At 64.7% G+C, this 13115-nt stretch carries 19 protein-coding genes and 1 pseudogene; all 20 read right to left on the reverse strand.

What is annotated here, in order from left to right:
* Window positions 1–2: 2 nt before the first annotated feature.
* Window positions 3–932, reverse strand: coding sequence for a DUF2184 domain-containing protein (locus FAZ11_RS10190; protein WP_137279233.1), 930 nt, complete (start codon window positions 930–932; stop codon window positions 3–5).
* 9 nt (window positions 933–941) lie between these two features.
* Window positions 942–1382 (reverse strand): structural cement protein Gp24, encoded by a 441-nt coding sequence (locus FAZ11_RS10195; RefSeq protein ID WP_137279234.1) that lies wholly within the window; start codon window positions 1380–1382, stop codon window positions 942–944.
* The gene (locus FAZ11_RS10200) at window positions 1382–2497 is read right to left on the reverse strand and encodes a DUF2213 domain-containing protein (RefSeq protein ID WP_137279235.1); all 1116 of its coding nucleotides are present in this window, start codon (window positions 2495–2497) and stop codon (window positions 1382–1384) included. Before FAZ11_RS10200 ends, FAZ11_RS10195 begins: the two co-directional genes overlap by 1 nt.
* Before the next feature lie 28 nt (window positions 2498–2525).
* Window positions 2526–3881: a DUF1073 domain-containing protein gene (locus FAZ11_RS10205; RefSeq protein WP_240043573.1), complete on the reverse strand. Its 1356-nt coding sequence runs from the start codon at window positions 3879–3881 to the stop codon at window positions 2526–2528.
* Entirely contained in the window at window positions 3878–5164 is a 1287-nt protein-coding gene (locus FAZ11_RS10210; RefSeq protein WP_137279236.1) for a terminase large subunit domain-containing protein, read from the reverse strand. Before FAZ11_RS10210 ends, FAZ11_RS10205 begins: the two co-directional genes overlap by 4 nt.
* The gene (locus tag FAZ11_RS10215; RefSeq protein WP_137279237.1) at window positions 5151–5612 is read right to left on the reverse strand and encodes a DUF2280 domain-containing protein; all 462 of its coding nucleotides are present in this window, start codon (window positions 5610–5612) and stop codon (window positions 5151–5153) included. The genes FAZ11_RS10210 and FAZ11_RS10215 overlap by 14 nt, the downstream gene beginning before the upstream one ends.
* Window positions 5613–5643: 31 nt before the next feature.
* Complete coding sequence (locus FAZ11_RS10220) at window positions 5644–6249, reverse strand: putative metallopeptidase (protein WP_137279238.1); 606 nt, start codon at window positions 6247–6249, stop codon at window positions 5644–5646.
* A gap of 9 nt (window positions 6250–6258) precedes the next feature.
* Window positions 6259–7746 (reverse strand): cellulase family glycosylhydrolase, encoded by a 1488-nt coding sequence (locus FAZ11_RS10225; protein WP_137279239.1) that lies wholly within the window; start codon window positions 7744–7746, stop codon window positions 6259–6261.
* 57 nt (window positions 7747–7803) lie between these two features.
* Window positions 7804–8130, reverse strand: coding sequence for a phage holin family protein (locus FAZ11_RS10230; RefSeq protein WP_137279240.1), 327 nt, complete (start codon window positions 8128–8130; stop codon window positions 7804–7806).
* Window positions 8131–8133: 3 nt separating this feature from the next.
* Window positions 8134–8508, reverse strand: a complete 375-nt coding sequence (locus FAZ11_RS10235) for a putative holin (RefSeq protein WP_137279241.1) — start codon at window positions 8506–8508, stop codon at window positions 8134–8136.
* Window positions 8509–8612: 104 nt separating this feature from the next.
* Window positions 8613–9203, reverse strand: coding sequence for a hypothetical protein (locus tag FAZ11_RS10240; protein ID WP_240043574.1), 591 nt, complete (start codon window positions 9201–9203; stop codon window positions 8613–8615).
* Window positions 9203–9649: a recombination protein NinB gene (locus tag FAZ11_RS10245; protein WP_137279242.1), complete on the reverse strand. Its 447-nt coding sequence runs from the start codon at window positions 9647–9649 to the stop codon at window positions 9203–9205. The genes FAZ11_RS10240 and FAZ11_RS10245 overlap by 1 nt, the downstream gene beginning before the upstream one ends.
* Window positions 9642–9860, reverse strand: coding sequence for a hypothetical protein (locus tag FAZ11_RS10250; protein ID WP_137279243.1), 219 nt, complete (start codon window positions 9858–9860; stop codon window positions 9642–9644). Before FAZ11_RS10250 ends, FAZ11_RS10245 begins: the two co-directional genes overlap by 8 nt.
* The gene (locus FAZ11_RS10255) at window positions 9860–10345 is read right to left on the reverse strand and encodes a hypothetical protein (protein WP_137279244.1); all 486 of its coding nucleotides are present in this window, start codon (window positions 10343–10345) and stop codon (window positions 9860–9862) included. Before FAZ11_RS10255 ends, FAZ11_RS10250 begins: the two co-directional genes overlap by 1 nt.
* Complete coding sequence (locus tag FAZ11_RS10260) at window positions 10342–10671, reverse strand: hypothetical protein (protein ID WP_137279245.1); 330 nt, start codon at window positions 10669–10671, stop codon at window positions 10342–10344. The genes FAZ11_RS10255 and FAZ11_RS10260 overlap by 4 nt, the downstream gene beginning before the upstream one ends.
* Window positions 10668–11144, reverse strand: coding sequence for a RusA family crossover junction endodeoxyribonuclease (locus tag FAZ11_RS10265; protein ID WP_137279246.1), 477 nt, complete (start codon window positions 11142–11144; stop codon window positions 10668–10670). Before FAZ11_RS10265 ends, FAZ11_RS10260 begins: the two co-directional genes overlap by 4 nt.
* Window positions 11137–11445, reverse strand: coding sequence for a hypothetical protein (locus FAZ11_RS10270; protein ID WP_137279247.1), 309 nt, complete (start codon window positions 11443–11445; stop codon window positions 11137–11139). The genes FAZ11_RS10265 and FAZ11_RS10270 overlap by 8 nt, the downstream gene beginning before the upstream one ends.
* Window positions 11442–11717 (reverse strand): hypothetical protein, encoded by a 276-nt coding sequence (locus FAZ11_RS10275; RefSeq protein ID WP_137279248.1) that lies wholly within the window; start codon window positions 11715–11717, stop codon window positions 11442–11444. Before FAZ11_RS10275 ends, FAZ11_RS10270 begins: the two co-directional genes overlap by 4 nt.
* Window positions 11710–12450: a hypothetical protein gene (locus FAZ11_RS10280; RefSeq protein WP_240043582.1), complete on the reverse strand. Its 741-nt coding sequence runs from the start codon at window positions 12448–12450 to the stop codon at window positions 11710–11712. Before FAZ11_RS10280 ends, FAZ11_RS10275 begins: the two co-directional genes overlap by 8 nt.
* Before the next feature lie 46 nt (window positions 12451–12496).
* Window positions 12497–13099: pseudogene (locus tag FAZ11_RS25255) on the reverse strand (DnaT-like ssDNA-binding domain-containing protein); the annotation flags it as partial.
* Between the last annotated feature and the right edge of the window lie 16 nt (window positions 13100–13115).

Raw genomic sequence — 13115 nt, forward strand, 5'->3', positions numbered from 1 at the left:
CCTCAGATGCCGTCGATGTAACGCATTTGGGTGGGTTGGCGAACGTCGACACCGCCCAGGCGGAAGATGCCGGGCACTTCGAAGCGCAGCGGACCGGCCTGGTACACCGGCAGGAAGCGGTGCGGCATCGGCATGTGGAGCTTCAGCACCGAGGGGTCGCGGCGGTAGGTCACCATCCGGGCGGTGCCGCCGGCTCCAGCGGAGTTCAGGCCGCGCAGAGCGCGGATGGTCAGCGGTCGGCCGGTGCTGGCGGTGTAGACGTTGTTCTGCAGCAGCCAGTTGAGGATGGTCTGGGTCGACAGCTCCGTTACCATGCGGGTGCTGATCGCGCTCCAGCGATCGTAGGGCAGCAACAGAGTGTCGGCGATGACGGTGAATAGCGTGCCCTGGGCCTGACCAACCAATGCGTTGTTCACGTCCTGGAGGATCTTGTCCGAGGTAGTGTTCAGCCAGTTACCGTTGGTAGCCGTACCGGCAACGACGTTCGGAGCGTTGGTTACCCCGTAGAAGCCCTTTTCGACATCGCCGTATAGAGCGACACGGTCAACCATTTCCTCGTTCGCGCGTCGGGCGGCTTTGGCGTCCTCGGCGTCGAGGTTGTAGCCCACCATCTGTGCCTGGCTGATCTCCTCGAGACCGTAGCCGTAACCAATAGCCGCCGTATGGACTTGAGTCTCGAATTTCGAGAGCTCGGTTCCGGCGCGCGGGATATCGTCTGCGTTGCCATTGATCCAACCGGCCTTACCGTACTTGTCCGAAGAGAAGTAGGTGACCGTTTTTGCCCAAGGCGCGGCTGAGGTATCCACCGGCACCAGGCCAGGATATTGGATGTCGGGATAGACGATCTCGTTGACCTGGCGCTCAATGTGCGCGGTCTGCGAGATCACGAACGCCAGGGCGGCCTGGGCGTCCAGTAGCTGAGTAGGGCGCATGTTCGTTCCTTACTTGATGAAGATGTTGGCGACGGCGCCGGCCGCGCCGCTGGTGTCCCAGCGTGCGTTCGGAACAGTGATGCCACCGGTGTTGCTGAACGTGCCGGTGGTGGTGACGGTGACCGGATCACCTGCCGCCACCGCAACGGCGGCGGTGACGCTGATCGGGCCAGTGAGCAGGATCCGCGCGGATTCGTACTGGACGTAGCCGTTGGGGCCACTGGCCGAGCGGTCCAGGACGGTGACGCCCACGAACTTGGCCGCGGTGTCACCACTGGCGAAGGCGCGAACGGCCTTGTCGGCAGTGCCCTGGAACACCGGCACGCCAAACGCAAGGCCGGCAGCGTCCTGGACGGTGCGGGACACCAGGTCGGCGTGAGTCATGTCCGGGATGTGGCCCGGTACGCTGGCGCGGATGTTCTCGGAATAGCTGGTCTGAATGGCGGGCATTACTTGGCACCTCCTTTCCAGGCATCAGCCAGGCGGGTCTCGTAGGCTGCCTGGCCGTTGTCGTTGGGATTCTTGATCTGGCCGTCCTGCGTCTTCAGGTGCTGACGCACCGGATCGCTGGAGTCCTCGACCAGGATGTCGAAGCGGGCGGTGATGTAGTCGGCGCTCTTGCCGGCCACAGCGGCGTCGCCCAGTTTGGCCACCACGACAGCCTTGCGGATCTCGTCGTCGCTCTTGCCGCTGTAGTCGGCGTCGGCGATGGACCTGGCCTTGCCGATCAGGTCGCCGCGCGCCTGGACGCGAGCATCGATCTGGGCGTCGGTGAGCAGTTGCCCCTTCAGCTTCTCGATCTCGTTGTCCTTGCCCGCCAACTCGCGGTCCTTGCCGGCGATGGCCGCGTTATGGGCGTCGGTCAGCGTCTTCACGTTGGCGCCCGCATCGGCCAGCTGCTTGGTCAGCTTTTCGATGGCCTGGGCGCCTTGGTCGGTGGTCAGCACGGACAGGCCATCGACCAAGACCGTGCGCAGAGAATCAGCCATGGGATGGCCTCCGTTGTGAGTGGGGTGCGCAGGGGTATTCGTACCGGGGCTGCGCTGGTCCCCGATCCGTAGTTGCTCGCCACCTCGCGCCCGATCCACGAGCGCCAGGTGATTCATCCGCATGCTTTCCACGCGGGCATCGTAGGGTTCGCCCTCGGGGGTGAATCCGTCCTCGAAGACGACGATGGCCTCTAGGCCCATGGAGAGCTCGCGGCGCCCGTTCTCGACGTCCTGGATCGCCGCGGCGTCCATGACAACCATCGGGACACGGACGAATTCGCCATCGCGCAGCACCTCGGCGCCGGTCTGGCCCACGGCGAGTTGCTTCCAGTTGGTGGCATTCACGTCGCCGTGGTGGCCGTTAGTCATCGGGCGGTAGGCGTAGGAGCGCATCGCGTCCTCGGCGAACACGGCCTCGGGCGGGCGGTACAGCCGGACAACGGGCATCTCAGGCTTGCCCACCTCGGTGCCGAGGTAGTCCTGGATGCCAGTGCGCGCTACCCGGGCCTCGGCCACGAGGTAGCCGTCAGTGGTTCGGCGGACAGCCGAAACCGACACGGAGTCGTGCAGGAGCATGGTTTGGTCCTTGGCGCTGGGCGCCTCTTCAGGGGGTGATTTCGGGCTCGGTATCGCCCTGGCCGCCTGGGTCCGGATCGCCCTCGCCGCCCTCCTCGTCTGGCAGCGCTGCGCCGTACTCCTCCATGGCCGCCTCCAGACCGGGCAGGACGCTGTTCTCCACCAGGGCATTCTCAGCGGCTCGCGACAGCGCAGCGTCCGGGAACAGCGCGGCGTCCCTGATTACCTTGATGGTGTCCGCCACGGTCTTGCCGATGGTGGCGCGCTCCGGCGCCGTGGGCTGCCAGAGGCTGTTCCAGATGTAGTGGATCTCGGCGGGGCGGCTGCCCAGCGCGGAGCGGATCAGGCACTCGTCGAGCACGGCCATGGCGGGGCCGGCGTCCAGCTCCTGGCCGGCCTGGATACGGTCGTAGTAGTTGCGGAGGTCGTTGTCCCCGGTGGCGTTCATGCCGGCGGGCGACTGGCCGAGCAAGCGCGTGGCAGGGATGTCTGCGGCGCCGGCCACGGCCTGGAGGAAGCGGTCCATGATGTCGGGGAGCGTGCCGAAGTTCGCCGTCTTGGACTGGTAGTCCTCCATGGAATCCAGCATCAGGGCGCCATTGATGCCCTTCGCCATGGCCGCCAGCCGGAGGCGCTCGAGCAGCTGCTGCTCGTACCGCGGGTCCTGAAGGCTCTGCATCAGGTCCGGGATCTTGATGATGTCGACCTTGGACTCGAACACCAGGCTTGCGACGTTGGCCATCGTGCCATCGCTCTGCTTGATCGCCTCCATGATGGCGGTGAGCACCGAGTCGCTCCAGCCGAAGGCCTCGCCCTGCACCATCTCGGGATCGGCATGCTCGGCACCCTGGAACACTACCAGCCGCGAGGGGTGGATAACGACATCCGAGCCAGCCAGCCGGTAGGCCTCGGGTTTGCCGAACAGCGGGGACATGACGTCCCGTTCTATCTCGGTGGCCTGCAGCTGGCGCCGGCTCATGACCGTCAGGTAACGCACGCCGCCCTTGCCGATGCGGTCCGGCCGCAGCTCGGTCGACGTGTCCCGGTCGCCGGTACCGATGAACACCGCGGCTCCACCGAACAGGCGACCCCGGATCATGGCGGTACGGATGCGCGCCACCAGGGCCAGGCGCTTCTCCTCGGCCTCGATGGCCTGGATCTGCTCCTTCGAGGCTTGCCACCCGCGCCAACGCCGGCAGGCGTCGAGCGCGGGGATGTCGACGATCTTCCTGGGCAGCCAGCTGCCGCGGTAGGCGGCGAGCAGCTGCTCGTCCGTCATGATCGGGAGTGCGTAGCCGGAGTGCGCAGCCTTGTCCCGCTCGGTGCCGAGGTTGGCCACGAGATTGACCAGCTTGTCGGTGAGGAACTGTTTGACACCCATCATGCGACGCCTGCGAGGGAATACTTCGTGATCGGGTATTCCTTGTGAATGAAGTAGCCGCCGGCATCGGGCCGGTGGTCGTTGCCTTGCTTCTTGTCGGGCTCGCCGTTCTCGGCCCAGACCTGCTGTTCCAGGTCGTCGGCATAGGTCGGGCACCGGTCCGCGTTCACGCGATAGCGCCGCTCGCCCGCTGCGTTGCGGAACATGGCGTTCATGGCGTTGATGCGGTCCTTGACCGGGGGGTTAGCGCCTGGCGCTACCACGATGAATCCGGCCTGCTTCAGCAGAGAGATGTCTGTCTCGCTGGCGCGCACCGACTTGCGCGAGTCACCGCTGGCGTCCGGGTAGATCCGGATCTGGCGGGTGTTGCGGTATTCGGTCCCGGTATAGAGCCAGTACCGCTCCTTGATCTTCTGGATCATGTCCGGCGTGTCGTAGCCGTTGATGATCTCGTCGACGGCGTGCGGCAGCCCCAGGCGCTTGACGTGGACGATGGCCGACATCTTGCCGACGTTGAAGTCCATCCCCACGAACAGCGGCTCCCCGGCCTGGATGGTCTCCTGGCTGCCGTTGAGCTTGCGGTCATAGGCGGTGTAGATCGTGCCCGAGGTCAGGTTCACGAACTGGCCATCGAGGTAGGCCATGATCAGCTGCTCGGGGTAGGACTCCATCAGCGAGGGGATGTAGTCGTCCGGCAGGTTGAGTTCGTTGTCGAAGGTGCTGGCCTGCACCAGGCCGTACATGCCGGCCATCGCCGGCTTCTCGCGCAGCTGCTTGACGAACTGCTGATAGACGAACTTGAAGCCCTCGGGGGTCGTGGTGACGTCCACCCCGTTTTTTAGCCCGTCCACCTTGTAGCGCATCCGCGCGATGATCTTGCGCCAGGCCTGCTGGGCCTTGGCCGCCGGCAATACGTCCAGCTCGTCCACCAGGGCATGGCCGACCTTGAAGCCGACGATGGTCTGGGGCTTCTCCATGGACCGGCAGATCGCGGTGCTGCGGTACTGGCCGCCGCTGTAGAACTCCACCTCCTTGTCGCTCTCCTTCGTCCGGACCTTGAGGCCCCAGTCGAAGGCGACTTCCTCGATGGTCGGGAAAAAGATGTCCCGGATCTGCGGGTAGGTCGGGGCGAAGTAGCCAGAGTTGATCCGCGGCCACTCCCAGACGTGTTTGCACAGCGCGGCGCAGCCCACCCAGGTCTTCCCCGAACCGAACCCCGCCACGAACCCGCGAAATTTGTGGCGCAGCTGCAGGAACCGCGCCTGGGGCACGTTAAGCGTCGGCATCGCGCACCCTCGCATCCACCACCTCGACCTGCACGCGGGTCGGCGGCAGATCGTCGTGCGGCATCTCGGCCTTGGTCTGGCGGTTGACGTAGACGTCGCCCACCTCCTTGGCCGCCTGCTCCAGCAGTTGGGCGGTCAGCGCCAGATTCCGCATGCTCTCCGCCTTCTCGGCCATGCGGCCCAGGGTGCGGAGACGGTGCGCGCGGTTGGCGATCGGGATGTCGGCGGTCTCCTCGCGGAACCGCTTCCGGGTGTCCTCGAACAGGACCCTCCAGCGCTTGGCCAGGTCCCGCCCGGCGTACTTCGTGGGGTCGTGGCTTTCGCACTGCTGGCGGCTGACCTCGATCCCGAATTCCTCTTTGACGGCTGCTGCCACCTGGGAGGGCGTGTCGAAACAGGCCAGGGCCTGAACGATGAAGGCTTTCACATCGTTGCTCAGGGTGGCCATGGTTCTACTTCCGTCAAGGGTCTGTCAGAGGTCAAGCCGACTTGAGCAGACAGGTTCCGCAGGCCCTCGCAATGTTGATCTTCTCCACCTCGGGACGACTGTTCGCGGCTTCCACCAGGCGCTGCACGTCTGGGCTGGCGCCATAGCGACGCACCACGCCGACGAACTCCTCGACGTCATGGCCGCGCAGCTTGAGCTTCGGCATGCCGTCCCGGGTGAATGCGGGAGCGCCGAAGCCATCCAGCTCCTGGGCAATGTGGTACAGCTCGTGCTCGACCAGGGCGCAGAACTCGGCGTCGCTGCATTCGGCGCAGTAGTCGGCGGCCAGGGTGATGATGAAGTCCGGGATGTCTCCGAACCACTCCACCATCTGCTGCTCTGCCCTCGCCTTCTGCCAGCCACCAGCGCGGAACGCGACCTGCTCAGCCTGGCCCAGTACCAGGCGGCTCGCCTTGACGAATCCCGTCCTGGCCCAGAGGAAACCGATGTCCGCATCGAGCAGGTGGATGTGGTCCTCGTTGCGCAGTCTCCCTCCCTCGCGGACGAAGGTGTCCATGGCCCAGTCGCGCAGCTCGGGCGCCGGGACAATCTCCGGCCAGTGCGCGGTGGGTGGCAACGGGCGGCGGACAGCTGTCACTGCGCTACCTCACAGATATTGCTGAAGCACCGCCAGCACGTCGCTATTGCGTGGGGCGGTGATGCTGTTGATATTGTCCCAGTCGTTGGCCTGGTACTCGCTCCACCACCAGAGGTAGACGTCACTACCACTCGCCAAGGCGTAGGCGATGCCGTTGGCCAGGGCGGCGACGGCATTGGGCGTTGGAACGTTGCTGTTCCCTACCCGCTTGCTCGCGGGAGCACCCATCTCGCCGAAGGCATGCTTGAACCCTGCCGCCTTGCACGCCGCGATCACGCCCTTCATGCGATCGATGGCCTGGATCGGGTCGATGGTGCTGTCGTCCTCGGCATAGTCGCCGCCGGCGTCCGCATCGAAGTAGCAGTGGGTGTGGATCTCCAACAGCTTCGACGGGTCCTTGAGCGTGAACAGCGCCTGGCCGTAGCTCGCGAAATCGCGCGTGGTGGCCCAGGGGTACGGCTCCACGGCAATGGCGCAGGTCTGGTCTACTTGGCGGATGGCGTCGATGCAGAGCTGATACTCCCGAACGATCACCATCGGGTCGGCCAGGTTGATCGGCTCGTTCATCAGGTCGTAGCCGTAGAGCGCGGCGCGGGCCTGGGGGTCGGCGGAAACGAACCGAGCGAGCTTGGCATACATGTTGGCCAGCGAGCCCTGGGGCACCTTGGCGGAACCCAATTGGTCGCGCTGGTCAGCCCGCGCGCCGGAGGCATAGCCGCCGTAGTCATGGGCACCGCATACCAGCGCGGTGATGCCGTACTTGCCGTACAACTTCAGCGCCTGGAGCAGCAGTGCGCCATAGGTAGGGTCGATATCACCGCCCAGGGTCCGGACGATCCGCGGCCAGAGCAGCGAGATGCGCACACGGGTGACGCCCTTGGACGCAAGCAGCTTGATGTCCACCTCGCTCGCGAAGCCGAAGTCGGTGCCCTGCTTGCCGGGTAGCACGTAACCGCCACCAGACTGACCGTGGTTGACGCCTATCACCGCCTTGGCCAGCCCCTTCAGCGAACCCTTGGCCTTGACCTGGAGCTTCTTCACCAGCTCCACGGCTGCCGGAGCCTCCACGGACGGGGGTGGCGTGGGCGATGTCTCCGCCTTGGCGTAGCGGTCCCGAACCGTGGCGGCCTTGCCGACCACCTTGCCCGGGTTCGCGATGTTCTGATCGGTGGTCACCTTCAGCACCGGATCACGGCCCGCCAGGGGCTGCACCTCGTCGACCTCGAGCACGTTAACGGCCTGGCCGGTGGCGAGCTGCACCACGACCTGGCCGGCGACAATGAGCGAACTCAGGGGCAGCAGCAGCGACTTGTCGTAGGCGTTGATCACCTCGGTGGTCAGCGGCAGGCTAGCGGCCGGCGTCTCGGGCTCGGGATCTGGAGCCGGATCGGTTGTCCCCGGCTGTGCTGCGGTAATCGCGGCATCAGCCACGGCCTGGGCGTACTTCAGAATCGCAGCGTCCAGCTCAGCGCGGGCTGCGGCAACGGTATCGGTCATGGTGCTCTCCGGGATATTGGGCGCCGGAATGCACAGCTCGGGCCGCAGGGATGTGATTTACCTTCTGATGCGGCGGCGCTCTGTCCGGCCATCCCAGCGCTCGAAGCCGGCCGGCCAAATCTTGGCGACGTTTCCGCCTGCGCGCATAACCAGGGCCAGGCTGAGCCCGTAGAACGCTGTGTTGTACCAGGACACCACCGGGATACGCTCCTCGATCAATATCCGGGCAACAATACTCATGAACTGCATGCCGGTCGTGGCGCATAGCGCGAACGCGATGACGGACACACCGAGTCGGTAGCGTGAGTTCTCATCGGGCCGGTAGACGAAGCCGATCATGGTGAAGATGCCGGCGCAGAAAAGCGCCTGCAGGATTGCGGCCATGGGTCAGCCCCCTTTGCCGAAGCGAATACTGAGCACCCAGCGCAGGAAGCGCGGCATAGTGCCCGTTTCAACCCATTCGACCAGGCCAGCGAGGAAGACCACGCACACCGCACCGCAGGCCATGGCCACAAGGCCGGTCGTTCTGGTCCATTCCTGACCGATAGCCTCGGCCGCTGCAAAGTAGCCGCCGATCCAGCCCACGAACAGGTAGCCCACACGCCGGAAGAACGGCATGTCCTTGGCGAATACCACGTAGAAGAAGGCGCCACCGAAGGCTCCCACCAGCGCAGCCAAGTCCAGATCGGGGAACACGGCACCCAGGCCCAGGCTGGCAGCAACGCCGGCCAGCCCGATGCTCGCGGATGACGGTTCGCCCATTTCGATACTCCAGAAACGAAAAAACCCGGCGCTTTGGCCGGGTTCGGGGTTTTGGGTGCTGCTTCACACAATGGACAAACCTTAAGGCCAGCCGCACATTTCAGTCAAGCGGCAATTTTCATGTCCCTCAGCAGTCTCGCGACTGGTGCCAGTGCCATCGCATCCAAGTCGTTGCAGGCAGCGAAACAGGCTTGGACGAACTCATCCCATTCCCGGTCCCAGTTTCGAGCATCCAGCTCCACCCCGTAGGTGTATTCCAGATACGTCCGGAAGGCCTCGGGCGTCGGCAGCGGATCGGGCGCCGCGCTCTGGCCACCCTGGTGCTGGCGACGGTACCGGTAGAGCACGGCCATGGCGACAAACTCCGCCTTGGCGTATTTCTTGGCGTACATCTTGGGCCCGCGCAGGTACGCCATCTGGAACACTGACCACTCCGCCACCTCGCGCCATAGGTCGTTGTTCTCCGGGTGGTAGAGGTGGTTCCCGAAGGCGAACAGGTCGGCCGGCAGCCGCTCGATGACCGAACGGATGTGCGCGCCGAAAGTATCGTTGACCAGGCCAGCCACGCCGCGCACACGCTCGGACGCCTGGATGCTGGTGCCGAGCAGCCAGAGCGACTCGCAGTGCCTGGCCGTTCCGTCGCCGGGAGTGTAGTAGGCGGCGTGCCAAATTTCTCGAGCTGATCCAAGGCGCATCAGGCCGTTCTCCTCTGGCCGTAGATGGCCAACATCAGGTCTTCGGGGTGTGGCAACAGCAGTTCGAGGTGCTCGGCGCAGTAGCGGTCGAGCAAGTCGAGGTATTCGGTCATCTGGGCCTGGGTGAACCCGCTGGTCTTGGCTCGGCCGACCTTGAACTCGCCACCGGCCGGCCCGGGCATGGCCACCTTGCGGACCTCGCAGGGCCACAGGCGCGCCACCAGGATCTCGTGCCACTCCTGGGCGCTGGCGAACTGGCCGAAGCTGTCGGCCAGGTGCTTCTGGATCGCGTTGTTCCACATCCAGAGCAGACGGTTCTGGGCATCGCTGCGCTGGCTGCGGATCTCAGTGATGGCGATCTTGCGAGGCTTGGTCAGGTCCAGACCGGCGAGGAATGACATCAGGCGCTCACGGTCGGCGGGCGTGCGGATCACGTGGTCAGTCATGACTGTGGTCCTCCACGTGGCCCAGCCAGTCGCAGACGGGTGACTTCCTGAATCCGCCGCTCAGATAGCGGTCGTGGTTGACCAGCTTTCTCGTCATCTCCTTGAGCCAGTAGCGGCGACAAGGAGCGTGCATCTGTGCTGCCCGGACCATGCGGATTGCGTCTACCTCGTCCAGGCAGGACTTGGCGAAACGGCTATTGAGGCCTGCCATCACTTCTCACCCCCTCGCCCTGGCTGTGCGGATAGGTCCCCTCGTAGCGGAAACTGCTCCACGAGGAAACGATCGTAGTGCTCGGCGTGCATACCTGCGGGATGCGCTTCGCCCCAGGCTTTCAGCTTTTGAATCGCCGCTTCCCGCTCTTCGATAGAGGCATCGTCAGCCCACCATCCTGGATGGGTGGCTCGATAGGCGCTGAGCTCGGTCGCCCAGTTCTCAGCTAGGTGCTGATCGAGGAACACGGCAAGTGCGTCGGAAGATTCGTGGTCTACAACCCCGATCACCACAAAAGCTTCCCGCCCACGCTCGTCATGGCCGACGCGGGGACGGTGGACGAGGGGCTGGATGGCGATCTCTCTGTTGTGGTTGTAGGACTCTGTGCCGATCCAGGCATAGCCCCGGCTAGCACCGTCTAGAGCTCCGTTTTTGTAGGCTTGGCGCAGCGCGTCGGCGAACTGGTCTTCGGTGAGATTGATCACGGCCGCTTCCTCCGCAGCTTCTGCTGGCAGCGCTGGCAATGCGGCCAGTTGCCCGCCCCGAACATGGGGATGCGTTCACTGGTAACGGCCTCAACCCCGCACAACGCTTTCCAATGCCGAACCCGACCATGCCCTTCCGGCCCGATTTGGTCGGCCTGGGTCTGCTTGAAGTAATGGGCGCAGTGCCAGGTGCCGGGCGCCTTGAGCCACCCCTTGTCGAGATCGGTGGGGCCGCCGCCCATGGTCACGCCTCTAGCGGTCAGCTCATCGAAACGGCCCTCGTCGACCATACGCATGTACTCGCCGAAGTCATGGCTCTTGGTCATGCCGCCACCTCCGTCATCAGCGGCACGATCCGCACCCGCACGCACGGCGTCTCGGCGTAACGCTTGCGCACGATGGCATCCACCACCTGGACGTCATCCCGCCAGACCACCCCGTTCAGGCCGTCGTAGATCGCCTTGATCACGTTGTCCATGTCGGGCTTCGTGGTCGGGAACACCTGGCCGGCCACGGCCTGGGCCTTCCACTTTTTCGACTTGGATTGAGGGATCGGCAGCAGGATCTGCAGCTCGACCATCACCGGGTGCGGGATCAGGTCGCGGCCAGCCATGGCGATCTCACCGGCCCTGGCGATGCTCTCCTCGTAGGCTTCGGTGCGCGCCGGGGTGATGTGCGCCGTGTAGGTGCCTAGCTGCCCAGTCGACTTGTCGCGTCGCTTGCGCGTTACCGCGCGTGGACGCCCCTTGCCGATGGGCTTGCCCGGCACCACGAACTCCACCACGGCGAACTCACGCATGATCCTGCTCCTTGGCCTTCTGGCGTTCGGGAGCGAAGTCGCCACCCAGCGGTATCAGCTTGTACTCACAGATAGGGCCATAGGCGGCGCCACCGTCGTAGAAGGTCTGTAATGGCTCATCACCGCAGACCTCAATCACCCAGATCGTCCCCCCCACTGGATTACTGAATGCAAGACCCTCCCAGGTGTATTCCGCAGGACTGCCGAGGCTTTCAATCAGCCGCACCATCCGCCCCAAGTTCGCTTGGCAACTTTGATTGGCGATGAGCGCCAAGGCGCCAGGAAAGAAATGCGCGCTCATGCCGGTATCTCCTCGGCTTTAGGCTGAACAACAGCGAAGTCACCGCGCAGCGGCATCAGGCGTCGCTCAGGCGCGGCGGCTGAGTACCCCTCGGGCAGGTCGTGATGAGCAAACTCCCATAGCGGCGAAGCGATCACGCGCTCCACCCTGTCTGCACACAGGATCTCCTCACCTGCGGGAAGAAGCCGAACGAGGGTGACGATTGAGCCAGCCACGACTGGGCCGACGTCTACCAGCAAGATGGCGAGGTCATTACGCTGAAATTCACGCATGGCTGTCTCTCCGGATGCCCATCTTCGCCAGCAGCATCGCCCTCGCCTGCTTCGGGTAGTTCGGGATGCCCTGGATCTCCATCAGCCTCCGCGCCTCCTGGTGGCTGTGCGCGAACTGCACCTGCATCGGCGACTTGTGCTCATGCTCCAGGCCGAAGGGGATCTCGTCCTCAAGCGGCTTGCCCATCACGGCGCGAGCACGCACCACGGCGAAGTTCCTCGCAAACACCTTGCGCATCGCCTTGTCGTCCAGGCGGGTCGTCTGCAGGTCGAACGTCCCCGTCAGCTTGGCCGCCACCTCGACGATCTTGTGCTTGTAGACCCCGCGCAGTGCCTGCTCCCAGGCTTCTTCCTCGGTGGGCAGGCCTGGCACCTGGAGGCACAGCGCCCGGAAAACCGGCGCCGGCGGCGGCCAGTCGAATTCGTCGCCCTTGTCCACCAGCAGGTTCAGACCGTTCGCCAGCTGCTGCCCGTTGAGGCCTGCCAGCACGGTCGCCCAGGCGCTGTCCTGATCAGCTTTCACGCCAAAACTCGACGTCCAGCGGTGGCCGTACATCTCCGCCATCTTCAGCCACAGCCGGTCCAGCAGCTGCTCGGGCAGCTTCTCGATCTGCGATGGCTGCTCGGACCTTGTCGACGGCTGAGAGAGGGCCTTGTCGACCAGTTGGGCCGCCGTGGGAGCGGTTCTGAGCGGCTTCTGCTTGGGCAGTTCGTCCGGGATTCGATTGGGCATGGCGGTTACCTCGGATGATTTTCTGGGCAAGCTCGTGCTCCCACTGGCCCTGGGACTGGAACTTGTCCGGGCGGTTGATCCAGTAGGAGCGGAACTCGAGGAGCTGGTCGGGGTGGACGGTGGTGTTCCCTAGGCCGTTGCGCATCGCCGTGGCCTTCCAGCCCCTGGCCGATGGCTCCCAGCCGTCATGCATGGCGAATCGGTCGTCAGCGCTCGTGCGCGAAGACGAAGAAGTAGGAAGATTCGGAGGAAGACCGGAGGTAGGCCCCACCTCTGGCCCCACCTGCGGAAAACCTAAGGCCCCACCTTCTCCATCTATCTCGCCAGAGGCCGCGTCGTTGCTGTGTTCTGGCGGAGTTTCGCTGGCCCCACCTCTGGCCCCACCTGGTGCCAACCTCTGGCCCCACCTCTCCGAGACGGATTGATCGTAGGAAGCCTGAGGCAGGGCGAAGACGAAGGGCCCAAGGGAAGGCATGGGGTCCAGAAGGCCGAGCTTCGCCAGGGTCTCCAGCGAGTAACGGACTTCCTTTCGGGTGGCCTGGTGTGCAGGCCGACCCGGTGACGCGGGGTTGCTGAGTACCTCGCGCAGCATCTGCTCACTTATGCGCCTGGATACCCCGGTGATGCCGGTCTGGTAGTCCATGTGCATACGAATCGAGGCGTAC

Origin of the sequence: Pseudomonas rhizoryzae, from assembly GCF_005250615.1 — a bacterium.
GTDB classification, from domain to species: domain Bacteria; phylum Pseudomonadota; class Gammaproteobacteria; order Pseudomonadales; family Pseudomonadaceae; genus Chryseomonas; species Chryseomonas rhizoryzae.